Genomic DNA, 24,423 nt, shown 5'->3' on the forward strand with positions numbered 1-24,423 from the left:
GCAAAATGGAACGAATGTGTCGCGCAGTAAAGGGTATGCGCACCAACCTGGAACGGGGGCAGGAAGAGGGTGTGCGCTATGCGCTGCAATGGTGCGGACCATGAAATACCAGCATTGTCTCTACTGGCTGTGTGTTCAAACGGCCAAGCGCCTCATACCCAGAACTCCTGTGCTCCGGTGTAAAGATCGTAGGTCTGGTCAACGAGTCGCTCGGGAGCATCGAACCAGGCGAACAGCTGGCCGTTGACCCGTGTTGTCGCACCCAGTTGCACGCGAGTTCCAGGCGGGATGGCGACGTGATCACCGAGAAAGCCGGTAAACATGTTCTTCTTGGGCACATTCGGCGCGAAGATAAAGAATACCGGGTGATTTTCCGAGTTGGCGTTACTGCTCACAAATCCATCCTGGCTCCATCTGGAGGCATTGGCTCGCGATACCGATGCGGACTGCACGCCATTATCTGTAAATACCGCACCTATCTCGCGTTCCAGGCATGCCACTCCTTCGCTGGATACATACGTGGAGCGAAAGGCAGTGCCATGCCATGGCTTGAGTTTGTAGAACTGGCGGAGAAACCTGCTTGTGGTGGCGTTGCGCATACCGTTTCGCAATACAGGATTGATGGCTGCCGAACCACCCTCTGTATAAGCTGCTATTTCGGAAAAGCTTTCTGCGTTGGACGCTTTACTCAGGGCGAGGTAATCGGCCTCGAACTTCAAACGTTCAGCGCTGCTTGCTTCTTCCAGGGACGCAGGCCAGGCAGTTGTCAGGCTGGTCAGCTGTGCTTGGGCATTGCGGATGGCTGGCTGACTCAGCCGCGGTATTTGTTTTCCCACGGTTTTCCAGGCACCGCTGGTAGTACGCAAGGCAAACTCCTGCTCATGCACCAACTGCGTTGCATCCATCGGGTTCGGCCGATAAAGGCGCGAGTGGCCAAACATGTTGGCACGACGGCTTATGAAGCAGGTCTGGCCCTCTATCTCGATGGCAGTGAAGCGGTGAGGGTCCATAGCGACGATTAATTTAGAGTCTGCAAAACGTGGGGCTTTGGAATGCGACAGGAGATAGCCAATCTGCATCTGCCCATCGCGACCCACCCTGCGAATCAGGTGCGGACTTCTTGCTGCTCCGGAGGCATGCGTTACCGGTTTAAGGGCTAGCGCCACATGGCCAATGAGAGCAGTGGCAAGATAGCCAATGGCGCTCAGAAACTCCTCGGCAGCTCCTTCGTGGTCGCCTTCGTCTATTTTCGAAAAGGCGTTCCAGGTTTTATACAGGCCCACGCCCAGCGCAACAGGCATCATGATCGGTTCAGGCAGAAACAGAATCGCGATACCGGCGATCAGATCGAAGCCTGGGCCGGATTTCCCCGGATTGGTTTCCTGGCTCATTTGCCGATTGGCTTCGCTGATCAACTGAGTGATCCTGGTCTCGTGAATTTCCTCGTAAATATCTTTGCTCTGACGGATAAAAACGACTGGATGCAGCAGCCTTGAAGGGATCGGTAAAAGCGAAAATTGAGTCAGTACCTGTGGCGGGCGCCAGTGCTTTGCCTCTTTCTCGTACTGCATGGCACGCAGCGTCTCCAGACGCCTGGACAGCGGTATTTGCTTAAGCAGGTACTGCTGAAACGGGAATTCTTCCAGAAAGGTGGTGGTGAGACGAAACATGCTGTTGAACCAGCGGAAAACGATGCCGTCGGAAGCATTCAGTGTGCACAGTACAAGCGGTCCCTTATCGAATTTCCCCGCGGGAGCGATCAGCATGACATTGGTCATCTTGAATTGATTGACAGTGAAAAACCTGACTTCGATGGCTTCACCTTTGATGGTTCGGCGCCCTTGCGGTGCTGGCGAATCCAGCACTGCTTTGATCCACTCTCGACCCGCTGGCGCAAACGCCAGTTGTTCGATCTCCAGCAGCATCATCTTCATCTGAGCTTCCAGCAGGACTTTTCGTGACTGCTTGAGTTGTTGTGCATACGCCGATGTTTTCAGATTGAGGTCGAGGTACTCGCTGAGGTGCTGAGGGGTCTCGATGGTTGTAACCAATTCCTTGATGGTGGCTTTGTCCAGTTTCCTGATGACTGCGCCTTCACTATCCATAGCCTGGATCAGCAATGCATCCTTAGCTTTGGCCCGGTAGGCATGGGTGTGTGCCAACTGCCATAGCGAAGTCTTCGCGGTCTCGGTTGCGGGCATCATAGGCGCGCCGGGAATATCCAGCACTTCAGTGCCGGTTATATAGGTCAGTGAAACAATAATGTGCTGCGCTGCTACCTCCATTGAGGCTCGTTTCAATACGTCCTCGAGCTGCTTGTCGATATAGCGCGTGAAGTAAGTTCGGCTGTCGTTATCCGACTGACCGAAGTGGTCCTTGCTGTTTTTGCGAATATTCACAACCGATTGGCCAAACCGCTGCGCCTGCTCATGCCATTCAATGCGCTGCGACTGCTTCATGGTTTTCCACCATGCAGGCATCTGGCTTTCCACCAGATCGTTATCGAGCCGGTCCAGGCGCCAATGGTGGTCGAAGTAAACTTCTGATCCCAGTAGTTGCACTATCGATTGCTCGAAACAAACCGCATCCATTCGTTGGGTGCGGGCAAGCTGTACGGCCTGAGCGAACATAGATTGCTGTCTGGTGATCTGGCGTGTATGCAACAGGCTTAGAAAGTTGCCTTCCAGCAAAGTGTATTGCCACTGCAAGATGCTGCTGTCAGGTGCAGCCTGGACTGGTTGGTCAGCCCCGGAATCAGCCAGCAGACGTCGTCTGTAATCAGGTTCAGCCCCTCGTCGAGCAAGGGCTTCGTTCATTTGTGTCAAGGATGCAAATGCTTCCAGCCCGTCATGCGGGGTGAACAGCAGCACATCTTCAAGCTCCTCCTGATCGATCTGCACAGGTTCATCACGAAGGCGTCTTGCGATTACAAACGCCCCGTAAAGCGAAAGCGGAGGGCTATCACCAGCGCTTGCCGAAAGTCCATAAACGCTGTGTGGCTGCAGCTCGGCAGTATTTCCGTCGGGGCCAGGGGCGCAGGCTGCCAATGCTGCCGACAGCAGGCTGTAGTGCCCGGTCGTCATTTTTTCGAGGGCAATCTGCACCGCGCATTCAGATTTCATGCACTCGATCTGCTCGGCGACAAACTGGTGTCCCTTGGTTTCGCCATCCGATGTTGCAATGCTCCAGTAGTCCGCAAGTTTCTGGCTATAGAACTGCTCCAGTTGCTGGCTGACCTGGGTATAGAAAGTCGCGATAGCTGCGCGGCCCAGCGGTTGGATGGCTGGTGTTTGCGAAGTGGACGACGGGGCCGGGTAAAGGCCTTGCACATCATGGTCGGTCCAGTTCAGAAGGCCGGTGAAGTGCTCGATCAGACTGGGGATCAGCGGAACACTGTGAATATTGGCTCCCTCGTCCGGTATTTCTTTGCTGTCAAAGTAGGTCAGCCATGTTGTCTGCACATCCAGCTCGGGTTTGAGGGGGGAGAGCAGGGTACTGGCCAGCTCCTGGGTTGCTTTGCTGAAACCAGGTGGATACGTGTCGCTGGCAAGCGAACGTTGTGGAGGTGGTGCTGATGTTATGAGCGGTAGGTTCATGGTGCCGATTCGCCTACATGATGGATGATCCGCTTAAGGCATTGGCCGGGCGGTTCATTTCATGTAGTCAGGGCTGACGGCGCACCGCTATCGGCCAGCGCAGGTCGGTGAAGGCAGCATTGGCGATCTGGTCGGTAGGAAGTTTCGGGGGCATGGAAAGTTCAAAGCAGGGCGGGACCTGAAACCGGGTATGAGGAGGAATTCATCACAACGCCACTCAATGGTTTCAGGCCCCGCAGCGAGCAATCTAAGCTGTTGCCGCAGTTTTGGCAAAGCGTGAAAGCACTATTCGATCAAGCACCCAGACAATCAGCATCGAAATACCCACCAGAGGGAATATGACGCCCAGGGCAATCATGACCACCGTCGCGGTTTTCCAGCGTGGCAGGTCGTGGCGCAATGGCGGTACACCCAGCCCGCTTCGAGGTCGGCGCTTCCACCAGATCACCAACCCACTGACCGAGCTGAGCAGTACCATCAGGCAGACCAGCAGGATCAGCAACTGATTGATCCAGCCGAAAAATTTACCTTCATGCAGCATCACGCCCAGCTCGGTGGCCTTGGACACTGCGCTGTAATCAACGTAGCGCACGTCGGCCAGCACCTTGCCGGTGTACTGATCGATATGCAGCGTCGCGTCATCGCGCGGGTCGTCGGCGAACACCGACACAGTGAACACGCCATCAGCTGTTTTAGGCTGGGTGATGCTGTAGCCCGGTACGATCTCTCTGGCGCGTGCAATGTCGACAACTCGCTGCAATGACACGGTTGGCGCTGCCGGTGCGCTGGACATATGCATGTGGTCCATGTGCTCGGCGTGCTCGCCGGTTGAAACCGGCATCGGCGTATTTTCCATGGCCCATGGCACGGTCTGCACGCTGGCATTGTTCAACTCGCCAGCCTGCTTGTCGGACTTGGGCACGTCAGTCCACATGGCTGCCGGGAAGGTGTTCCATACCGCAGCGTATTGTTTGCCCCATAGCCCGGTCCAGGTCATGCCGCTCAACAGCATGAACAACAGCAAAAACGCGCCCCAGAAACCGGTCACCGCGTGCAGATCACGCCACAGCACGCGCCCCTTGGCGGTCAGGCGTGGCCAGAACACGCCGGCGGCCGAGCGGCCTCGGGGCCACCATAGATAAAGGCCGGAGACCACCAGCACAATCCCCCAGCCAGCCGCCAGCTCGACAAGCCGGTCACCCAGCGTACCGATCATCAGCTCGCCGTGCAGTGCACGGGCAATCGCCTGCAGGTTCTCTTTGGCGTCCTGGGTGCCAAGAATCTCGCCGCGATAGGGATCAATGAAGACATTCACCTCGCGGCCTTGCTCGCTGATCACAAACTGTGCGCTGCCCTCGGTGCTTGACGGTGGGAAATATTTGCCAATGGCTGCTTGTGGGTAAGCACTCTTTACCCGCTGTTGCAGCTCGTCGGCAGTGAGGCGGTGCTCGGCCGGTGCCACGCTGAGCAGGTCGTGGTACATCAGGTTGTCCAGTTGCGGCTTGAACAGGTAAATGATGCCGGTCAGCGATAACAGGATCATGAACGGCGCGACGAACAGCCCTGCATAGAAATGCCATCGCCAGGCAAGGTTGTAAAAAGAGACATCAGGTTTGGACACGTTCAACGCTCCCCAATAGGGATAACACAGCACGAATGGCGCGCAGCCTTGAGCTGCGCGCCGTCGTGGAATCTTTTTTTCGGGTTATGCCGTGGTGAGCGCTGGAGGTGCCCGGCTTCGGGCATTGGGGAATATAGCCTTGTGTGCATGCCCCGGCAGGGGATGCGAGGCGAAGAAATCACCCGGCCTTGGCGGCGGGGCTGCGACCAGTTCCAGCACATGGGGCAGCGCCGGGCAACTGAACAGCAGTGTGCAATAGCCGCATTTTGCCCACAGCGCGTGATCGCTCATGCCCGCATCGGCAGGCATGGCATGCTCGCCGCCGTGATGGGCGTGGCTGTCTGCCGACATATCCATACTGGCTGGCATGGACATCGACATGCCGGCGTGATGATCCATCGGCATCGACTGGGAAACCAGTGGACCGATAAAGATCATTAACATGGCGAACAGACTCAGCCATGCGCCCCGTTTGTTACGGGTGGCTGAGCTGTCGCGAACGCGGCGTAAGGTGCTCACTCTGTGAAACGACTCAGTGCTTGTGTTCCGGAGCCTGCTTTTGTACCACGACCTGCACCTCGACATCTCCCGCCTTTTCAAAATGCAGGGTCATCGGGAAGCGCTGGCCTGTAACCAGCTTCGAACGGTCTTTGAGGTCCAGCAGCATCACGTGCCAGGCCATCGGCGCGAAACTCACCTTCGCACCGGCCGGGATGTCGACCGCCTGAACGTGCTGCATCTTCATCAGCCCGTCGGCGTGTATATGCTCATGCAACTGCGCTTGCCCGGCGATGGGGCTGTCGACGCTGATCAGACGATCTGCGCTGTCGCCCTTGTTCTCGACAGTGAAATACGCCGCGACCGTCGGTGCATTGGGCGGCAGCTCCATTGACCAGGGATGGCCAATCAGCAACGGCCCAGCCTTGTACTCATGGGCCTGGGCGAAGCAGGCTGGCAGCAGTAATGCGGCCAGCAGGAGTGCGTTTTTGAGCATGCGGGGATTCTCCGGTGACGTTCAGGTATTTAAGGTGAGAGAGGCGGGCAAGCGTGCTATTTCGAGTTTTTTAGCGCGTACTTGCGTGTAGTTTGATCCCCATCGCCCTCACGACTTTCATGATGGTCGTGAACTCTGGATTACCGTTTGCACCCAGCGCTTTGTAGAGGCTCTCACGACCAAGACCTGTATCACGTGCGATTTGTGTCATGCCATAAGCCCTTGCTATGTCGTTCAGCGCGGCCCTTACGAGCAGCCCGTCTCCTGAATCCTCTTCAAGACACGCATCCAGATAATTGGCCATATCTTCAGGTGTCTTCAAATAGTCGACGGTATCGAACGGTGTCGTCTCGTTGTTCATGGTTACTCCCTCTCACAGAGCTCTCTCGCCAGCTGTCTGGCAAATTTTATGTCGCGCTTTTGAGACGATTTGTCACCAGCGATCAAGAGCAGGTAAACCACACCCGTGCGTCGGGCAAAATACACCCGATAACCTGGTCCATGGTGTATTCGTAGCTCTCTGACGCCTTGACCTAAAGCATCGCAGTCCCCGAAGTTACCGAGCTCTGCTGCTCTTATTCGAGCCAGAATTCGAGCTCTGCCAATGGAGTCCTTCAACGACCTTAACCACTCCGCAAAAGCGGGCGTCTGTTCAAAGCGATTCATATTTTCGAGTATCCCTTGGGATACACCTCGATAAGTTACCAGCTGTTGGTCGCGCAGGCTAGTTATCAAGTTTGTCCTAAACAAGAGACTCTGGGATGTTCGGAATTTTCCCTCAGAAAATGAAGAAAGGCCCTCTAAGGAACCAGATTTCAGGCATTGTCAATCTGATCGTCAACAAGCCCCAAGGCCTCCAGCACCTCACCCACGCTCCCCAAAATCCGATCCACCTCCGGCAACTCCGGGCGTTTCAGGATCAGGACGGGCAGGCCGCGCTCGCGGGCGACTTCAAGCTTGGGTTCGGTGGAGCTGCTGCCACTGTTTTTGCTGATCAGCACATCAATATCGCGTTGTTCAAACAGCTGACGTTCGTCTTCCAGTGCAAACGGGCCGCGCGCGCCGATCACTTCGCAGTGGTCATTGCCGGGGTAGCTGTCCAATGCCCGAAGCGTCCAGAATTGATGCTCCGGAATCTCGTGCAGATGCTGCAAAGGCTCGCGCCCCAGCGTGAACAGTGGGCGCTTGAAGGGCGCCAGTGCCGTGACCAGTTCTGACCAGTCGGCCACTTCACGCCAGTCATCACCCGCACCAGCCTGCCAGGCAGTGCGGCGCAAGGCCCAGCAGGGAATTCCAGTCAGCCGGGCCGCACATGCAGCGTTGCGGCTGATTTGCGCAGCATACGGATGGGTTGCGTCCAGCAGCAAATCGACGCCCTGGTCACGAATGTACTGCGCCATGCCCTCTGCGCCGCCATAGCCGCCAACTTTCAACTGACAGGCCAGATCTGCCGGCACTCGACCCACGCCTGCCAGGCTATAGATATGCTCAGGCCCGAGCCTGCGTGCAATCGCCAGCGCTTCGGTAATGCCGCCCAACAGCAGAATTCGTTTCATGTGTGTTCCTTCGATAACGCAACGCCCGCCTGACCGACAATTCCGCCCTGGCGGTCGATGGCGAACACTTCGACCTGAACCTGTGCAGGCACCACGCTACGGGCAAAAGCCAGCGCATGACGACACACCTCATCACCCAGCGGTACACCCGCCGCAGCGCTCATCGCAAGCGCCTGCTGGCTGGTATTGGCATCGCGAATACGCTGTTGCAGGTCTGCGTCCGCGCCAATAGCCGCCGCCCACAGCGCCAGTTGCGGCAGGTCGATGCTCGAATGGCGGCTGTGCAGGTCCATGTGGCCTGCGGCCAGTTTGCTGATCTTGCCGAAGCCACCGCACAGGCTCAACTTATCCACAGGCACCTTGCGCAGGTGCTTGAGCACTGCACCGACGAAATCGCCCATTTCGATCAGGGCGATATCCGGGATGTTGTACACGCGGCGCATGGTGTCTTCGCTGGCGTTGCCGGTGCAGGCGGCAATATGCCGATAGCCGTTGGTGGTGGCGACGTCGATGCCCTGATGGATCGACGCGATGTACGCCGCGCAGGAGAAGGGCCGGACAATCCCGCTGGTGCCGAGAATCGACAGTCCGCCGAGAATACCGAGGCGCGGATTCATGGTTTTGAGCGCCAGCGCTTCGCCGCCCTCGACGCCAATCGTAACCTCGAAACCACCGCTGTAGCCGAGTTCTTCCGCCAGCTGCAGCAAGTGTTCGGTCATCATGCGTCGAGGCACCGGGTTGATGGCGGGCTCGCCCACCGCCAACACCAGGCCGGGGCGGGTCACGCTGCCTACACCTGCGCCTGCCACGAAGCGCACGCCGGGTGCCATTTCCAACCTGACGCGCGCAAACACCAGCGCGCCGTGAGTAACGTCGGGATCGTCCCCGGCATCCTTGAGTGTTCCGGCTTCGGCGAAGTTATCCACAAGGCGGCAGAATTCCAGGCGCATCTGCACCTGTTTGCCCTTGGGCAACACAATCTCTACCGCATCGCTGATTTGCCCGCTGAGCAACAGCCGCGCTGCCGCGAGGCTGGTTGCTGTGGCGCAGCTGCCGGTGGTCAGGCCACTGCGCAGCGGAGCAGGCTGTTCGGCGGTTTCTTCGCGCATCAGGGTTTGACTACATCCAGCAGAGTGATCGGCAAGGCCTGACGCCACGTATCGAACTCGCCAAGAGGCTGAGCATGGGCGACGTGAATACGCGTCAGTTCGCCGCCATGCCGCTCGCGCCAGGCCATGAGTGCAGCCTCGCTTTGCAGGGTTACTGCATTGGCGACCAGCCGCCCGCCGGAGCGCAGCTGCTCCCAGCAGGTTTCCAGTACGCCGATACGGGTCACGCCACCGCCGATAAAAATCGCATCCGGACGTTCCAGACCGCTCAGCGCCTGTGGTGCGCTGCCGCGTACCAATTGCAGGCCCGGCACGCCCAGCGCATCGCGATTGAATTCGATCAGTTGCTGGCGGCCTTCGTCCGCTTCTATGGCCATCGCCCGGCAGGTCGGGTGCGCGCGCATCCATTCGATGCCGATGGAGCCGCAGCCCGCGCCGACGTCCCAAAGCAGTTCACCCGGCACCGGAGCAAGGCGGGCAAGGGTGATGGCCCGCACGTCGCGTTTGGTCAACTGGCCGTCATGCTCGAAAGCGCTGTCTGGCAAACCGGCCACTGTACTCAGGCGAATGGCGCTGGCGTCGGCGCGACAATCGACGGCAACCAGGTTCAGTGCAGCGATCCCGGGATTGCCCCATTCACTGGCCAGCCCCTCGACGCGCCGTTCTGCTTCACCTCCCAGATGCTCCAGGACCGTCATGCGGCTAGGGCCAAAGCCTCGTTCGCGCAGCAAACCGGCAATCACTGCGGGGCTGCTGCCATCATTGCTCAGCACCAGCAGACGTACGCCATGATGGAAATGAGCGTTCAGTGCGGCTACCGGACGCGCAACCACTGACAAGGTAACGACTTCCTGCAATGGCCAGCCCAGACGAGCGGCGGCCAGAGAGTAAGAAGAAGGGGCGGGCAGAATGCGCATTTCGTCGATGGCGACTACGCGTGCCAGGCTGGCGCCGACGCCGAACAGCATCGGATCGCCACTGGCCAGTACGCAGATTTCGGCACCGCGCTGTTCCAGCACCGGGTTCAGCGAAAATGGACTCGGCCATGCACGCCGCTCGGCGCGAATGCACGGCGGCAGCAATGCCAGCTGGCGCGGACCGCCGAACACCTGATCAGCGTGCAGCAGAGCGTGCCGGGCGTTCTTGCCCAGGCCCTTGTAACCGTCTTCTCCGATTCCCACGACTGTCAGCCACGGCGACATGTACCTACCTCAATCCGAACTTCCGACAGAGCGCCTTTTCATGCCTGCGGACAAAGCAGGCATAATACCGCGCCCGACGGGGTACAAGTGCTCTAATCCACGTCCAGTTCATACCGGGTGATCCATTGAACGAGCCGCAGTCCGCTCGCACATCCTCTGCAACGCTACGCCCCTCGGCCTGTCCGGGGTTGCTGCGTATCGTCCCGGCACTGGACGGCGGGATCTGCCGGATCAAGCTGGCGGGCGGGGTCATCAGCAGTGTGCAGGCAATGGCGGTTGCAGAGGCTGCGCAGACTTATGCACAGGGCGTTATCGAAGCCACCAACCGCGCCAACCTGCAAATTCGCGGCATCGGCGCTGATCACGATGGGTTGATCAAGGCGTTGATGGCGGCAGGACTCGGCCCGGCCAACCCTGCCAGTGACGATGTGCGCAACCTGATGCTCAGCCCGACCGCGGGGCTGGATTCGCGCATGCTGTTCGATGCCCGACCGTTGGCGGCGCAGGTTCTCGATGCGCTGGAAAATCATCCGCGCTTCCATGAGCTGTCACCCAAATTTGCGTTGTTGCTGGATGCTGGTGAAGCGCTGGTGATGCTCGAACACGCGCATGATGTGTGGCTGTCGGCGCTGAACCTCGACGGCGAAGTGCTGCTGGCGTTCGGGCTGGCCGGTTGCCCGGCCAATGATCGACCGGTGGCCGCTGTGCCGCTGGCGGCTGGAGAAACGCTGGTTGTCGGGTTGCTGGAATTGTTCCTCGATCTGGCCCGCCCGGAGCATACCCGGATGCGGCATCTGCTGGCCGAGGTGTCGACCGACGATGTGTTGCGCGAGCTTTCTACCCGGCTGGACTGCGCGTTGCGGGTGGATCAAGCCGTCACCGGCTGGCAGCGCCCGGCCATACAGGGCAATCGGCATATCGGTATTTATCCACAGGCCGAGCCTGCGCGGGTTGCGGTGGGGGCGGTGGTTCCGCTGGGGCGTCTTGATGCCGCCACGCTCGCCATCGTCGCGCAACTGGCAGAAGAGCAGGGCGACGGCACTTTGCGCCTGACGCCCTGGCAGAGCCTGCTGTTGCCCAATGTGCCGGTCGAGCGCGCTGCAACAGTGATGACGGCGTTGCAGGCCGCGGGTCTGATCTGTTCGGCCGAACAGCCACTGGCGCAGATGGTGGCGTGTACCGGTTCTGCCGGCTGTGCAAAAGGGCTGGCCGATACCAAGGCTGATGCGCTGCAACTGGCTACCGGCCTTGTTGCCAGTCAGGCCGTTCATTTAAGCGGTTGCACGCGTTCCTGCGCTGCTGCTCACGTAGCGCCGGTAACTTTGCTGGCCGTTTCGCCCGGCCGTTACGACCTTTATTTTCGCGACGCAGCGCATGCCGGTTTCGGTGTGCTGCGCGCGCGTGACCTTACTATTGAAGCAGTCGGTGCGCAGTTGAACGCCGACTCACGGAGCAACATTGCATGATTGATTACATCCGCGATGGTCAGGAGATATATCGCAACTCCTTCTCGATCATTCGCGCCGAAGCGCGCCTGGACACGATCCCCGCCGACCTGGAAAAACTCGCCGTGCGCGTGATCCACGCCTGCGGGATGGTCGAAGTCATCGAAGATCTGCGCTTCTCGCCGGGTGCCGGTACAGCCGGGCGCAATGCCCTGGCCGCCGGTGCACCGATCCTCTGCGACGCACGCATGGTCTCAGAAGGCATCACCCGTACCCGGCTGCCCGCCAACAACCGGATTATCTGCACATTGCACGATGAAGGCGTGCGGGAAATGGCGCTCGAACTGGGCAATACTCGCTCTGCTGTGGCGCTGGAGCTGTGGCGTCCGTACCTGGAAGGCAGCGTAGTGGTCATCGGCAATGCGCCGACTGCGCTGTTCTATCTGCTCGAGATGCTCGATGCAGGCGCGCCGAAACCAGCGCTGATTCTCGGCTTTCCGGTTGGCTTTGTCGGCGCTGCCGAGTCCAAGGCCATGCTTGCCGCAGACAGCCGTGGCGTGCCATTTGTGATCATGCAGGGTCGTCGTGGCGGCAGCGCCATGGCCGTGGCCGCTGTCAATGCACTGGCCACGGAGATCGAATGATGCAGGCACGCGGTCGATTGATTGGCCTGGGCGTCGGCCCCGGCGACCCGGAGCTCATTACCGTCAAGGCGCTGCGCCTGCTGCGGGAGTCGCCTGTGGTGGCGTACTTCGTGGCCAAGGGTAAAAAGGGCAACGCATTCGGCATTATCGAAGCGCACTTGCAGGACGTTCAAACGTTGATGCCACTGGTCTATCCGGTCACCACCGAGGCCTTGCCAGCGCCGCTGTCCTACGAAAAAGTCATCAGCGACTTCTACGACGAGTCCAGCCTGCACATTGCGGCGCATCTGGATGCCGGGCGTGACGTAGCGGTGATCTGCGAAGGCGACCCGTTCTTCTACGGTTCCTACATGTACCTGCACGACCGCCTGGCCGAGCGCTACGAGGCGCAAGTGATTCCGGGTGTGTGTTCGATGCTCGGTGGCGCTTCGGTACTGGGCGCGCCGCTGGTGTATCGCAACCAGAGCCTGTCGGTGCTGTCCGGCGTGCTGTCCCACGAGGACCTGAAACGCAAGCTGGCTGATGCCGATGCAGCAGTGATCATGAAACTGGGACGCAACTTCCACAAGGTCCGTGAAGTGCTGACCGAACTGGGCATGGCCGGGCGTGCGCTGTATGTCGAGCGCGCAACCATGGCCAACCAGAAAATCGTCCCGCTGGACCAGGTAGACCCGATGTCTTCGCCGTATTTTTCGCTGATTATCGTTCCGGGTGACAGGTGGCAAGGCTGATGACTCTCAACATTCCAGCCATCGTTATTCTCGGCAATGGCAGCCTGGCTACTGCGCGGCGCATTCAGCAGCTGTTTCCCGATGCGCAGATTCATGGCCTGGCCGAGCGTGTGCAGAACGCTGACATTACCTACAGCGAATTCGGTAGCACGCTGCGTCAGTTGTATCAGCAAAACACCCCTATTATCGCCCTGTGTGCCGCTGGCATAGTGATTCGCACCCTGGCCCCGCTGCTATTGGAGAAGGGCGTCGAGCCGCCGGTACTCGCCGTAGCTGAGGACGGTAGTGCAGTGGTGCCACTGCTTGGTGGCCTGGGCGGGGTCAATGTCATGGCGCGCAGCATTGCCAACGGGCTTGGCGTTGCACCGGCAATCACCACCAGCGGCGAATTGCGCTTCGGCACCTGCCTGCTCAACCCGCCCAGCGGCTATGCACTGGGCGACCTGGAGCTGGGCAAGCGCTTTGTTTCCGACTTGCTCTCCGGCGAGCCGGTGCGCATTGAAGGCGAGGCACCCTGGCTGGAGCAAGCACAACTGCCCGAAGATCCGCAGGCTGAGTTGACGATTCATGTCGGCTGCGCCCTACGTGAGCCCGCTCCCCATGAATTACTGATCTACCCGCGCAGTGTACTGGTCGCCGTCAGCGAAATAACCGCTGAACTGGCTATGCGGGTCCGCTCGGCGTTGCACGACGCAAGCATTGCCGAGCAATCGCTGGCTTGTCTGCTGACCAGCGAAGAGCAGATGGCCAACGCGCAGTTGCATCAGGCAGCCAGCGAGCTGGGCGTCCCGGTGCGCTTCGACAAGGCTGGGTCGGCCAGCGAAATGGCCTCCCGCTGCGTGCCGCAACGGTTGCCGCCACTCAGCGTCGACGACATGGCGATTGCCGTCGCGACTCAACCGCTGGATGTGCAGAACATCGGCCGTGGGCGTGGCCGGCTTGCAGTCATCGGCCTGGGCCCCGGCGCAGCGGACCTTATGGTGCCTGCGGTCAAGGCTGAACTGGCACGCGCCAATGATGTGCTGGGTTACGAAACCTACGTGCGCATGGCCGGGCCGTTTCGTGCCGATCAGGTACTGCATTGCACCGACAATCGCGAAGAAATGCTGCGTGCCCGGCATGCCTTCGAACTGGCCGCGCAAGGTCGTTCGGTGGTTGTGGTGTCGTCCGGTGATCCGGGCGTGTTCGCCATGGCCTCGGCAGTGCTTGAAGCGCTGCACGAGTCCGGTAACCCGCACTGGCACTCTGTCGAGCTGGAGATTCTCCCGGGTGTCTCGGCTTCTCTGGCAACCGCCGCTCAGGCTGGTGCGCCGTTGGGGCATGATTTTTGTGTGTTGTCGCTGTCCGATAACCTCAAGCCTTGGGAGATCATCGAAAAGCGTCTGGACCTTGCCTGTCAGGCAGACCTTGCGCTGGCCTTCTACAACCCGATTTCCCGTTCACGACCCTGGCAACTGGGGCGTGCGCTGGAGATAGTTCGCCAGCACCGCACTCCTGAAACGCCCGTCACGCTTGGGCGCGACATCGGTCGTCCTGGTCAGACACTGCGCGTCATTACGCTGGGTGAACTGACGCCGGAGCAGGTGGACATGCGAACCATGGTGCTGATCGGCTCTTCCCTGACCTGCACCTTTCCTCGCAACGAAGGCGGCAATTGGGTCTACACGCCCCGCTGGTATGGCGCGAAACCTACAGCCTGAGCCCATAGGCTTGTCGTACCTGTATCGAATTTACTGTGGGAAAGTGCTGAAACCTCTGCGTATCAACAGGCATTCAGGCCGAGTTTTCGGCCTGGCTGCTTGCGCGAACGGATGTTCTTCAAGTTGCCAGGCTTGTGGCTTTTTTCTCTGTCCTGCCACGGATTTTTCTTTCGCCCGCTGTTTACCGAGGGCTGAGCACAGCTTGAGTTTTGCGCGCGCCATCGAGTGTTGCCGCGGCAGTTGAAAAAGCCATCAATAGACCGCTCGAAAGTGCCGGAAAAACGGCCTGAATTATTTGATTAGTCTCGTATCTGTCCACAAGGACTCACGAATTAAAGGACTAAATGAAATGAAACAGGACAATACGATGAGCATGACCGACAACCTTGATTACATTGCCGCTTGTGAGCTGGCTGAATGCCCTGGTTCGTCTATCGCCCACGCAGCAGCCATAAAGCCTGAATTGCTTCTGGCCAGTGACGAGACTGACTTTGACCCAGGCGATGAAGCTGCCAAGGGTGCTGTGGTTGCAAGCAGTCTGCTGGCATTTGCCGAGGGCGTTTCGCGGCAGAGCAAGCAAGACGTCATGGACTCCTTTCTGTTTGCCACCCTTGTGGCCAACAAGGCGTTCAGCCCTGAAACCCAGGGTGATCAGTGGTACGACAAATTCAACGAAGTACTCTCGAAGGTTGGCTGGCTTTCCACCCATTGGAACTATGCCCGCTATCGTGCTACCCAGCAGCGTTTCACCATGGACGAAGTCGGCCTTGAGATCCTTGGCTCGGCTGTTGCGGCTGCCGCTTTGCCTGGGCCTGCATCGCTGCTGATGCTCAAGGTCGCTGCGGATGCCATCGCTGCACTGAAAGCTAAAAAAGAGCCTCTGCGCCTGTTTGAAGGCCAGACAAAAACCCACCGCGGAGGCAGTTTCCGTGTTGCCTCGTGCATCGAGTCCGATGACAAGACCGTGACTCTGTCCATGGGCGCGGTCAGCTTCCATACCGACAGTGATGTCACCAATGTCCTGTTCTGGGAATGGCAGGACACAAACGTTGAAACCTGGAAAGGCGAGGACAACCTGGTGCTCAACACGAGCCTGTATTCGCGCCATCGCGACCTGATCCAGCAAAAGCTGAGCGACAACGCCAAGAGCGCGATCGAAGAGTTTGAAATCTGATCGGGTTATTTGCGGAGGCACGGGTTGCCTCCGCTTTCGGGATAAAAAGGAATTTCTCCCATGAAGCAGGAATTGGATGCCGCAGTCGTCAACGCCGGCTGTTTGCTGTTTTTCCCCACGTCGCAGCAGGTCGCCCCGAAAAACGATGTGCTGGACTCGATGCTGTATGTGCAGTTGGCAGCATCGAAGCAGCACCCCAGGTTCGCCGAGTTCGAAAAATGGAATGAAACCCGCCTTGCTGCGGCTCTGCGTTTCGGCTGGGTGCTGAATGCCAGCGAACACGTCAGCGAGCCTTTGCCGGTAGATGCTGTCCGAACCGTATGGAGTTGCCTCGAGCGTGCCCTTGTACCCTCAGTGTCAGCGCAGACCCTGCAGGACGCAGAAACATTGATGCGTAAAGTGTGCAAGCAATCGGCTCGCAACCCGGCGCTTCAGTTGCTGCGTAGTCAGACGGTACAGAGCGGTTTGAATCATGCGGGAAAATTGCAGGTCGGCGTGGTCCTGCAACTGGGGTTCTTCGACGATCAGCACAACCTGACGCTGGCGCAGCTTCAGTTCGCCACACGTCAGCCGTTGCCATCCGGTTTTCTTTTCGAAGTACTCGAAGCGCAAAGTGTCTACGGCAACATCGCTGTGACCGTTTATAAAATGCAATTGATTGAACAGGTCTATTCGCAGTTTCGCGATGACATCGACACGGCGTTGTCGAGCAGGCGTCCCGGTATGATCATGTCGCTTGGGGAAACGCCTTATGTCTGATCTGGATGAGACCCTGCTGGCAGGGGCCAATCTCCTGTCGTTCGCCCGTAACGTCGAGCCCGGTTTGCGTCAGGACGTACAGGACTGTCTGCATCACGCGAAACTTGTCGCCGATGACCAGCATTCCCCGCGCATGGCCTGGCGTTCATGGCTGGACGCTTACCAGCAAGCCATTCTTGCAACGGGTGGACGGCGCAGCGCGGTGATTAACGACGTGCGCTTGAGCATTCACAGTTTCAGGGACATTGGCAAATTGCAGCTTCCAATGGTCAATAACTCCGTCGAGCTTCGCCGGCTCTATCGCAGCTCACTCGACAGGCTGCTGAGCAGTGATCATGCGAAGACATTTTTCAGCAGCTGGTTTACGTCTGGACGTTCTGAAAGCTTTCAACTCATGCCTTGTGCAATGCACAGCGAAGACGAGGTGATGATCCTGTTGTGCAGCCTGCAGATGACCACCGTTGCGTCGAGGCCAGCGCTTTATTTCTGGCAGATTCTTGGCGGAGAAATGCAAGTACATGCTGTTGGTACTGCGTTTCGGTTCAGTCGCAAGAGCTTCGAACCTTTTCGCCAGACTGTTCAGGACATGCTGGCTGATCGTGCTGCCGCTGAAATCATCAATTTATAACGACGTTCAAGTGCCCATGGAAGGGAGTTACTCAAATGAAAGCAGGCAAAGACAATGCGGCGTATCTGGGCGATATCCCCAGTATGGTGACGTTTCTTCCGGGGCTTACAAGTGAGGAGCGCACGGACATTCAGGATGTACTTCTGGATGCGCAGTTGTTCGCAGGTAAGCAGTTTGATTTCAAGACGCAGTGGAGCAGTTGGATGCATTACTACCGCAGCCGGCTCAAGACACATGGCATACAGCAAAAAGGCGTGGTTCTGGGCGACTCACTGGTCGTAAGCAATGTCGATGATTTGTTACAGGCGACCTTCAAGGTCAGCAGTCCAGCGGACCGCAAGCGCCTTGGCGGCATGGTGCAGCGCGCTGTCGCAGCATTGGGAGTGAATCAGGCGGCAGAGTCTTACTTTAAAAACGGCTTTGAACAAGGCCGTCTGGGCAGCTTCCAGGTAGTGCCCTGCGAGAAGTATGAACCTGATCGGGTACTTCTGTTGCTGTGCAGTCTGCATCTGAGCGTGGACGAGCACGCGGCAGGTAGCCGACGGCTGCTGTTTCACTTCAAGGGCGGCAGTTACACCTTTGACCGCAAGATTTACGCCGCACATCGTAATGATGTAACGCGGTATCTGGACGGCAGGGCGCAAGGGCTGGTGCGGGCTGCACGTATCTGAGTTGTATCAGGGCAGCAGATAGCCCCTTATACCGGTAAAGATGATTTGTGCCGCCAACGCACAGACGAACAACCCCATCAGGCGGCTGACAATCTGCAAACCCTGATCGCCCAGGATACGTTCGATACGGTTGGAGAGGTAAAGCACCACGCCAACCGTGAGGCTGGCCAGTGCAATACTCAGGATGGCAGTGAGTTTGTCATCCCAATGAGGCTGACTGACGCCCATGACCAGTAGCGCACCGATGGTGCCGGGGCCGACGGTAAGGGGAATGGTCAGCGGAACAATGGTCACATCCTGCTGGATATTATCGGTCTGGACGGCCGACTTGCCTTGGGCCATACCCAGCGCGGATATGAACAGCACGCTGCCAGCCCCAATCCTGAAGGCATCGACCGTGATTCCGAATACATCGAAAATCACTCTACCGAACAGATACAGCAAGATGCTGGAAATCAGTGTCGCCAGCGCCACCTTCCAGGCCAGACGCCGCTGTTCCTTGCGCGAGTGACCGCGGGTCAGGCTGATGAAGCAGGAAAGAACGAAAAACGGGCTGTAAAGCACCAGCATTTTCAGATAGACGCTGAACAACACGTGAAGCATGGCTTCGACTCACAGCAGCAGGTGGATGGCAGCGCCAGTCTATCAGGCCACTGTGTGCCTTTCCCGTTGCTGTCAGTTTCTTCGATACTGCTCACTGTCCGAAGGCAGTCCGCGAGCCTTGTCGCGGTGTGCTACCCAGTGTTCGACCAGTTCGCGCAGTTGCGACAGCTCGATAGGTTTGGCCATGTGACCGTCCATACCTGCCTGGCGTGCACGATCCTTGTGCTCAGTGAGAATATGCGCAGTCAGTGCAACGACCGGTGTGCGCACCCGCTGATTGCCGACCTCCCAGGCACGCAATTGCTCGGTTGCCGAGAAACCGTCGAGTATCGGCATTTCACAGTCCATCAGTACCAGGTCATAACGCTGCGCCTTCATGGCACGCAGCGCTTCTTCGCCGTTGCTCGCCGTATCGGGATTCAGGTTGAGCTTGCCGAGCATGCCGCGGATCACTTTGGTCGAAATGCTGTTGTCTTCAGCTACCAGAATCCGGAAGTCGCCCGGTACGCTGACCGGCGTATTGATGACCGGGCCAGGCTTTTGTGCAGCAACGCCCTTGTTCAACTGGGTCAGTTCATCTGCCAGCGTCGTCTTGAGCGTGTAGCCCGCCACCGGTTTGGCCAGAATGCGCTTGATACCGGAGTTGCGAGCAATGATCTTGCTTGGGGCATTGCTGATACCGGTAAGCATGATCAACAGAATGTCATGATTCAGACTTGGGTCTTCCTTGATCTTGGCGGCCAGTTGCATGCCGGTCATGCCGGGCATGTTCTGGTCGAGCAGGACCACATCGAAATAGTCGCGCAGATGCGCCTTGGTCCGTAGCAAGGCCAGTGCCTCCTTGCCGGACGCCACTGCACTGACATTCAGGCCCCAGGCGCTGCATTGCTGGACCAGCACCTTGCGGCAGGTATCGTTGTCGTCAACCACCAGCACTCTGGCATCTTTCAGCGGGCTGTCCAGATCGATGGTCGGCTGCTCCAGCAGCTTTGCGTCCAGCGGCAGGTTCAGCCATAACGTGTTGCCCTGGGTGCCGCTGTTCTGAATACCGAATTCACCGTCCATCAGGATGATCAACTGGCGGGCGATGACCAGCCCCAGGTGACCACCGAGCCTGCTGCTGGCCAGGAAATTTCGGCTGTGCAGTTCGGCGTGCAGCAACTCTTCACGTTCTTCGTCGGAAAGCGATTCACCGCTGTCCTGCACCGAAATACGCAAACGCGTCTTTCCGTTTTTCGAAGACTCAAGGGCGACGGCCAGAAGAATTTCACCTTCGTCAGTCTTCTTCAGGGCATTTTCCAGAAGGCTCAACAGCGTCTGGCGCAGGCGAGTCGGGTCACCATTGATAACCCGTGGCACCTGGGGCTGGATCTGGCTGATCAGCTCGACCTGCTGCTGCTCGGCCTTGGCGCGGAAGATGTTCAGGCAGTCCTCGACCAGCGCGCCGATGTCGAACTGCACATCGTCCAGTTCTATCTGCCCTGACTCGAGCTTGGTGATGTCCAGAATCTCGTTGATCAGCGTCAGCAGTTCGTTACCGGCACTGTGAATAGTCTGCACATAGTCGCGCTGCTTGACTGACAGCGGCGTACCGAGCAGCAGTTCGGTCATGCCCAGCACGCCATTCATGGGGGTGCGAATCTCGTGACTGATCTTGGCCAGAAATTCGGCTTTGGCGTTGATTTCGGCGGTACTCGCAGCCTGATCACGGCTGAGGCTGAAGCGGTCTTCGGTGATGCTGCGATGGCGTTCGCTAAGGGCCAGGCTCATCGACAGACCGCTGATGCAGAACACGCTGAGCAGCGCGAGTATCAGCCACTGTGGCGGCACCAGACTCAGCCACAGCAGGCCCGGCAGAACCACCATGTAACCAATGTTGAAAATGATCATCCCGAGGACAAACAGGCGCGCCGAACGATAGCCTTTCTGCCAGTGCCACATCGACACCGCCAGAATGCTCAACGTCGTCAACGAGACCAGGCCGAAAGTCAGAATATTGATCGGCAGTCTGTCGTCCAGCAGTACCAGCACAGTACCGATGCCCATGAGCACGGCGTTGCCCAGCAATAGACGATCCAGTTTGCGGGCGTTGCGATGGACGAAGAAGCAGTAGGTGTAGATCAGGCCTGCGACAGCCGCCAGCAACAGCGCAATGTGCGCACTGGGGGTCTGTGCGATATTCCACGGGTCAATCGGGCGCAGCAGGTTAAGCAGCAACAGGGCACTGAGCCCGAGCAGTGCTTCACAGGCGGCGAGCCATAGATTGCTACGCGAACGTGTATGCCCGTAGCGCGTCAGGTTCTGCACGATGAGCATCGACAGCGCACCGAAAAGCAGCCCGAACAGGAACGGCTCGGTCTCGTCGGCGGCGCTTTTGATGGCCGGCTCCAAGGTAATGCTGGGGCGCATTTTCTGGGTGGAGACCAGCTTCAGGTAGATATCCAGCGTGTTCGAACTCTGGGGGATCGGCAGCAGGAAATCGTTCGAAGGCAGACGCTGATCTTCCTTGGGCACCTCGTTGCCGGTGCGCAGGTGATCAATCTGTTGATCGCCATCCATGACATACATGTCCGCGCTGGCGAGGTCGGGAGCGAAGATGCGCAGAAGCTGCTCGTGCTGGGTAGGCAGCAGGCGGTAATGCAGCCATACCGCACTGTCACGTTCCGCTGCAGTGACTCGTTCCAGCTCGGTAGGACTGAATTGATTCTGATAGCGCGCCGAACGAATTTCATCCAGCGTCAGGTGGGCCTTTTCGTCGAGCAGCGTCGACCAACCTGCGCCATGCTCGGCCTGTGCCGAAAGCATGAACAGCAGGGTCAGCAGTCCAGCGATTGATGCTATGGCAATCCTGAGCCAGCGCACAATGAAATCCCTTCGTGAGTGAATGCCTGGTAAAACCGCGAATGCCGGGTCAATCGGCCTGCCTCTGATTGAAGAGGCAGGCCTGATCGATTATTCCAGCGCTTCGCCACGCTCACGGGCAATGGCACGGTAGCCAATGTCCTTGCGATAGAAACATCCTTGCCAATCAACCTTGGCAGCCAACACATAGGCATTTTGCTGCGCATTGCCAACACTGTCACCCAGTGCCGTAGCACACAGTACACGACCGCCGCTGGTCACGACACGATCATCCTGCAAGGCAGTGCCTGCGTGGAATATCTTGCCTTCCAACTGTGCAGCAGCTTCCAGGCCTTCGATAACTGCGCCTTTGGCGTAATCGCCGGGGTAGCCACCAGCGGCCAGGACGATCCCCAGGCTTGGACGGGGGTCCCACTGTGCTTCGATCTTGTCCAGCGCCTGCGCCAGCGCTGCTTCAACCAGCAGTACCAGACTTGATTGCAGGCGCAGCATGACCGGCTGGGTTTCCGGGTCGCCGAAGCGGCAATTGAATTCGATGACCTTCGGGTTGCCAGCTTTGTCGATCATCAGACCAGCATAGAGGAATCCGGTGTAAACATTGCCTTCATCAGCCATCCCCCTGACGGTCGGCCAGATAACCAGATCCATGACACGTTGATGAACTTCGGCGGTGACCACCGGGGCAGGGGAGTAGGCCCCCATGCCACCGGTGTTCGGGCCGGTGTCGCCGTCGCCGACGCGCTTGTGATCCTGGCTGGTGGCCATGGGAAGCACATTCTTGCCGTCGACCATGACAATGAAGCTGGCTTCTTCGCCATCGAGAAACTCTTCGATAACGACGCGGGAACCGGCTTCGCCAAAGGCGTTGCCAGCGAGCATGTCACGCACGGCATCTTCGGCTTCTGCCAGGGTCATGGCGACGATCACGCCCTTGCCTGCTGCAAGACCGTCGGCCTTGATGACTATCGGAGCGCCTTTTTCACGCAGATAGGCCAGGGCAGGCTCGATCTCGGTGAAGTTCTGATAGTCGGCAGTAGGGATCTTGTGGCGCGCCAGGAAGTCCTTGGTAAATGCCTTGGAACCCTCAAGCTGCGCAGCGCCGGCGGTCGGACCGAAGCAGTCCAGACCACGGCTGCGGAACAGGTCGACAACGCCTGCAACCAGCGGCACTTCAGGACCGACGATGGTCAGTGAAACGTTCTTTTCAGCGAAATCCGCCAGTTGCTCCAGTGCCAGAACGTCGATAGCCACGTTCTCGCATTTGGCTTCGATGGCCGTGCCCGCGTTGCCGGGTGCGACGAACACCTTCTGCACACGTGGGTCCTGAGCGACTTTCCATGCCAGGGCGTGTTCACGACCGCCGCTGCCAATGATCAAAACATTCATTTCAAAAACCTCGATGACGCTGATTCTGGAGTACGCGGTGTGCCTGAGGCGACCCAACCGCCGTACGAGACCGCACTGGCGCAGCAGACGCCTGCGCCAGTGCGGCCGTTTTTCTGATTAGTGCCGGAAGTGACGCATGCCGGTGAAGACCATCGCGATGCCGGCTTCGTCTGCTGCTGCAATCACTTCGTTGTCACGCATCGAGCCGCCGGGCTGGATGACGGCAGTGATGCCGACCTTGGCCGCGTTGTCGATACCGTCACGGAACGGGAAGAACGCATCGGAGGCCATGACCGCGCCCTGTACCTGCAGCCCTGCATGCTCGGCCTTGATAGCGGCGATGCGTGCCGAGTTCACGCGGCTCATCTGGCCTGCGCCGACGCCGACGGTCTGGCGGTTGCGGGCGTAGACGATGGCGTTGGACTTGACGTACTTGGCGACTTTCCAGGCAAAGATCAGGTCGTGCATTTCGTGTTCGGTAGGGGCACGCTGGGTAACGACCTTGAGGTCTGCCTGAGTGATCATGCCGATATCGCGGCTCTGTACCAGCAAGCCGCCATTGACGCGTTTGTAGTCCCAGGCAGGCAGACGCTCGCTCCACTGGCCGCTGGTCAGCAGGCGCACATTGGCTTTGCTGGCCACGATGGCACGCGCTTCGGCGCTGACGCTTGGCGCGATGATCACTTCGACGAACTGGCGCTCGACGATGGCCTTGGCCGTTGCTGCGTCCAGCTCGCGGTTGAAGGCGATGATGCCGCCAAATGCCGATTCGGAGTCGGTGGCATAGGCCAGCTCGTACGCCTGACGAATGCCGCCTTCATCATCCGGGCAGACCGCGACACCGCACGGATTGGCGTGTTTGACGATCACGCAGGCCGGTTTGACGAAGCTCTTGACGCATTCCAGCGCGGCGTCGGTATCGGCGACGTTGTTGAACGACAGTTCCTTGCCTTGCAACTGGGTGGCCGTGGCAATGCCGACCTCGGCAGGTTTGGCTTCAACGTAAAACGCCGCGCTCTGGTGCGGGTTCTCGCCGTAGCGCATTTCCTGGGCCTTGACGAACTGGGTGTTGAAGGTGCGCGGGAACTGACTGCGGCCTTCGGTGCTCAGGGTTTCGGCAGTCTGATCGACGCCGCCCAGGTAGTTGGCGATCATGCCGTCGTAGGCGGCGGTGTGCTCGAACGCCTTGAGCATCAGGTCGAAGCGCTGTGCGTAGGTCAGGCCGCCAGCCTTGAGGCTTTCCAATACCTGACCGTAGTCACTGGCGTTGACCACGATTGCGACATCTTTATGGTTCTTCGCAGCGGAACGGACCATGGTCGGGCCGCCGATATCGATGTTTTCGATGGCGGTCGGCAGGTCGCAGCCCGGCTTGGATACAGTGGCTTCAAACGGATACAGGTTGACTGCAACCAGATCGATCGGCTTGATGCCGTGCTCGGTCATGATGGCGTCGTCGATGCCGCGACGACCCAGAATGCCGCCGTGGATCATGGGGTGCAGAGTCTTGACCCGGCCATCCATCATTTCAGCGAAGCCGGTATAGTCAGCCACTTCGACTGCCGCGACACCGTTGTCCTTGAGCAGTTTGAACGTACCGCCAGTGGAAAGAATCTCGACGCCCAGCGCTTCAAGCTCGCGGGCAAACTCAAGGATTCCTGTCTTGTCGGATACGCTGATCAGGGCGCGACGGATAGGCAGGCGGGTAGTCTGGTCGGTCATCTCGATTTCCATCAAAAGCA

At 58.7% G+C, this 24,423-nt stretch carries 21 protein-coding genes; 8 read left to right on the forward strand and 13 right to left on the reverse strand.

Going from position 1 to position 24,423, the window contains the following annotated elements:
• Positions 1–152 precede the first annotated feature (152 nt).
• The 9 genes from RYC18_RS00605 to cbiE all read right to left on the reverse strand — a co-directional run bounded on the left by RYC18_RS00605 (position 153) and on the right by cbiE (position 10,078).
• Positions 153–3,596, reverse strand: a complete 3,444-nt coding sequence (locus RYC18_RS00605) for a dermonecrotic toxin domain-containing protein (protein WP_057404490.1) — start codon at positions 3,594–3,596, stop codon at positions 153–155.
• 247 nt (positions 3,597–3,843) lie between these two features.
• Positions 3,844–5,217 carry a PepSY-associated TM helix domain-containing protein gene (locus tag RYC18_RS00610; protein WP_005746685.1) on the reverse strand — a complete coding sequence of 458 codons (1,374 nt, stop codon included), beginning with the start codon at positions 5,215–5,217 and terminating at the stop codon, positions 3,844–3,846.
• Between the two features lie 84 nt (positions 5,218–5,301).
• Positions 5,302–5,676 carry a DUF2946 domain-containing protein gene (locus tag RYC18_RS00615; protein WP_410478346.1) on the reverse strand — a complete coding sequence of 125 codons (375 nt, stop codon included), beginning with the start codon at positions 5,674–5,676 and terminating at the stop codon, positions 5,302–5,304.
• A gap of 73 nt (positions 5,677–5,749) precedes the next feature.
• A complete protein-coding gene (locus RYC18_RS00620; protein WP_005746687.1) occupies positions 5,750–6,211 on the reverse strand; it encodes a copper chaperone PCu(A)C in 462 nt (153 codons plus the stop codon).
• Between the two features lie 70 nt (positions 6,212–6,281).
• Positions 6,282–6,572 carry an addiction module antidote protein gene (locus RYC18_RS00625; protein ID WP_005746689.1) on the reverse strand — a complete coding sequence of 97 codons (291 nt, stop codon included), beginning with the start codon at positions 6,570–6,572 and terminating at the stop codon, positions 6,282–6,284.
• 2 nt (positions 6,573–6,574) lie between these two features.
• Positions 6,575–6,877, reverse strand: a complete 303-nt coding sequence (locus tag RYC18_RS00630; RefSeq protein WP_005746690.1) for a type II toxin-antitoxin system RelE/ParE family toxin — start codon at positions 6,875–6,877, stop codon at positions 6,575–6,577.
• 149 nt (positions 6,878–7,026) lie between these two features.
• Positions 7,027–7,767, reverse strand: coding sequence for a cobalt-precorrin-6A reductase (locus RYC18_RS00635; protein ID WP_005746691.1), 741 nt, complete (start codon positions 7,765–7,767; stop codon positions 7,027–7,029).
• Positions 7,764–8,876 (reverse strand): cobalt-precorrin-5B (C(1))-methyltransferase, encoded by a 1,113-nt coding sequence (locus tag RYC18_RS00640; RefSeq protein ID WP_005746694.1) that lies wholly within the window; start codon positions 8,874–8,876, stop codon positions 7,764–7,766. Before RYC18_RS00640 ends, RYC18_RS00635 begins: the two co-directional genes overlap by 4 nt.
• Positions 8,876–10,078 carry a precorrin-6y C5,15-methyltransferase (decarboxylating) subunit CbiE gene (gene cbiE / locus RYC18_RS00645; protein ID WP_316882028.1) on the reverse strand — a complete coding sequence of 401 codons (1,203 nt, stop codon included), beginning with the start codon at positions 10,076–10,078 and terminating at the stop codon, positions 8,876–8,878. Before cbiE ends, RYC18_RS00640 begins: the two co-directional genes overlap by 1 nt.
• Positions 10,079–10,203: 125 nt before the next feature.
• Here cbiE and cobG point away from each other — a divergent pair, with 125 nt between their 5' ends.
• The 8 genes from cobG (at position 10,204) to RYC18_RS00685 (ending at position 17,830) form a co-directional block, all read left to right on the forward strand.
• A complete protein-coding gene (gene cobG, locus RYC18_RS00650) occupies positions 10,204–11,544 on the forward strand; it encodes a precorrin-3B synthase (RefSeq protein ID WP_316882029.1) in 1,341 nt (446 codons plus the stop codon).
• Positions 11,541–12,167, forward strand: a complete 627-nt coding sequence (locus tag RYC18_RS00655) for a precorrin-8X methylmutase (RefSeq protein WP_316882030.1) — start codon at positions 11,541–11,543, stop codon at positions 12,165–12,167. Before cobG ends, RYC18_RS00655 begins: the two co-directional genes overlap by 4 nt.
• Positions 12,164–12,898 (forward strand): precorrin-2 C(20)-methyltransferase, encoded by a 735-nt coding sequence (locus RYC18_RS00660; RefSeq protein WP_016982359.1) that lies wholly within the window; start codon positions 12,164–12,166, stop codon positions 12,896–12,898. The genes RYC18_RS00655 and RYC18_RS00660 overlap by 4 nt, the downstream gene beginning before the upstream one ends.
• Entirely contained in the window at positions 12,898–14,598 is a 1,701-nt protein-coding gene (cobJ, locus tag RYC18_RS00665) for a precorrin-3B C(17)-methyltransferase (protein ID WP_316882031.1), read from the forward strand. Before RYC18_RS00660 ends, cobJ begins: the two co-directional genes overlap by 1 nt.
• A 349-nt stretch (positions 14,599–14,947) precedes the next feature.
• Positions 14,948–15,772, forward strand: coding sequence for a hypothetical protein (locus RYC18_RS00670; RefSeq protein WP_316882032.1), 825 nt, complete (start codon positions 14,948–14,950; stop codon positions 15,770–15,772).
• Between the two features lie 60 nt (positions 15,773–15,832).
• Positions 15,833–16,531 carry a hypothetical protein gene (locus tag RYC18_RS00675; protein WP_316882033.1) on the forward strand — a complete coding sequence of 233 codons (699 nt, stop codon included), beginning with the start codon at positions 15,833–15,835 and terminating at the stop codon, positions 16,529–16,531.
• On the forward strand, positions 16,524–17,159 hold the full coding sequence (locus tag RYC18_RS00680; protein ID WP_316882034.1) for a hypothetical protein: 636 nt from the start codon (positions 16,524–16,526) through the stop codon (positions 17,157–17,159). The genes RYC18_RS00675 and RYC18_RS00680 overlap by 8 nt, the downstream gene beginning before the upstream one ends.
• 35 nt (positions 17,160–17,194) lie before the next feature.
• On the forward strand, positions 17,195–17,830 hold the full coding sequence (locus RYC18_RS00685; RefSeq protein ID WP_316882035.1) for a hypothetical protein: 636 nt from the start codon (positions 17,195–17,197) through the stop codon (positions 17,828–17,830).
• A 6-nt stretch (positions 17,831–17,836) separates the two neighbouring features.
• On the opposite strand, the gene RYC18_RS00690 is transcribed toward RYC18_RS00685, so the two are convergent.
• The 4 genes from RYC18_RS00690 to purH all read right to left on the reverse strand — a co-directional run bounded on the left by RYC18_RS00690 (position 17,837) and on the right by purH (position 24,403).
• Positions 17,837–18,433 carry a MarC family protein gene (locus RYC18_RS00690; RefSeq protein ID WP_004655739.1) on the reverse strand — a complete coding sequence of 199 codons (597 nt, stop codon included), beginning with the start codon at positions 18,431–18,433 and terminating at the stop codon, positions 17,837–17,839.
• Positions 18,434–18,505: 72 nt separating this feature from the next.
• Positions 18,506–21,295: a hybrid sensor histidine kinase/response regulator RetS gene (retS, locus tag RYC18_RS00695; RefSeq protein WP_316882036.1), complete on the reverse strand. Its 2,790-nt coding sequence runs from the start codon at positions 21,293–21,295 to the stop codon at positions 18,506–18,508.
• A gap of 90 nt (positions 21,296–21,385) precedes the next feature.
• On the reverse strand, positions 21,386–22,681 hold the full coding sequence (gene purD / locus RYC18_RS00700; RefSeq protein WP_057404495.1) for a phosphoribosylamine--glycine ligase: 1,296 nt from the start codon (positions 22,679–22,681) through the stop codon (positions 21,386–21,388).
• Positions 22,682–22,798: 117 nt separating this feature from the next.
• Positions 22,799–24,403, reverse strand: a complete 1,605-nt coding sequence (gene purH, locus RYC18_RS00705) for a bifunctional phosphoribosylaminoimidazolecarboxamide formyltransferase/IMP cyclohydrolase (protein ID WP_005732154.1) — start codon at positions 24,401–24,403, stop codon at positions 22,799–22,801.
• Between the last annotated feature and the right edge of the window lie 20 nt (positions 24,404–24,423).

Origin of the sequence: Pseudomonas syringae group sp. 247E2, from assembly GCF_032587795.1 — a bacterium.
Classification (GTDB): Bacteria; Pseudomonadota; Gammaproteobacteria; order Pseudomonadales; family Pseudomonadaceae; genus Aquipseudomonas; species Aquipseudomonas amygdali.

Coding starts and splice junctions, on each gene's coding strand:
- RYC18_RS00605 (WP_057404490.1), bottom strand. CDS start 3,596: ATGAACCTACCGCTCATAACATCAGCACCACCTCCACAACGTTCGCTT.
- RYC18_RS00620 (WP_005746687.1), bottom strand. CDS start 6,211: ATGCTCAAAAACGCACTCCTGCTGGCCGCATTACTGCTGCCAGCCTGC.
- RYC18_RS00625 (WP_005746689.1), bottom strand. CDS start 6,572: ATGAACAACGAGACGACACCGTTCGATACCGTCGACTATTTGAAGACA.
- RYC18_RS00630 (WP_005746690.1), bottom strand. CDS start 6,877: ATGAATCGCTTTGAACAGACGCCCGCTTTTGCGGAGTGGTTAAGGTCG.
- RYC18_RS00635 (WP_005746691.1), bottom strand. CDS start 7,767: ATGAAACGAATTCTGCTGTTGGGCGGCATTACCGAAGCGCTGGCGATT.
- RYC18_RS00640 (WP_005746694.1), bottom strand. CDS start 8,876: ATGCGCGAAGAAACCGCCGAACAGCCTGCTCCGCTGCGCAGTGGCCTG.
- cbiE (WP_316882028.1), bottom strand. CDS start 10,078: ATGTCGCCGTGGCTGACAGTCGTGGGAATCGGAGAAGACGGTTACAAG.
- RYC18_RS00655 (WP_316882030.1), top strand. CDS start 11,541: ATGATTGATTACATCCGCGATGGTCAGGAGATATATCGCAACTCCTTC.
- RYC18_RS00660 (WP_016982359.1), top strand. CDS start 12,164: ATGATGCAGGCACGCGGTCGATTGATTGGCCTGGGCGTCGGCCCCGGC.
- cobJ (WP_316882031.1), top strand. CDS start 12,898: ATGACTCTCAACATTCCAGCCATCGTTATTCTCGGCAATGGCAGCCTG.
- RYC18_RS00670 (WP_316882032.1), top strand. CDS start 14,948: ATGAAACAGGACAATACGATGAGCATGACCGACAACCTTGATTACATT.
- RYC18_RS00675 (WP_316882033.1), top strand. CDS start 15,833: ATGAAGCAGGAATTGGATGCCGCAGTCGTCAACGCCGGCTGTTTGCTG.
- RYC18_RS00680 (WP_316882034.1), top strand. CDS start 16,524: ATGTCTGATCTGGATGAGACCCTGCTGGCAGGGGCCAATCTCCTGTCG.
- RYC18_RS00685 (WP_316882035.1), top strand. CDS start 17,195: ATGAAAGCAGGCAAAGACAATGCGGCGTATCTGGGCGATATCCCCAGT.
- RYC18_RS00690 (WP_004655739.1), bottom strand. CDS start 18,433: ATGCTTCACGTGTTGTTCAGCGTCTATCTGAAAATGCTGGTGCTTTAC.
- purD (WP_057404495.1), bottom strand. CDS start 22,681: ATGAATGTTTTGATCATTGGCAGCGGCGGTCGTGAACACGCCCTGGCA.
- purH (WP_005732154.1), bottom strand. CDS start 24,403: ATGACCGACCAGACTACCCGCCTGCCTATCCGTCGCGCCCTGATCAGC.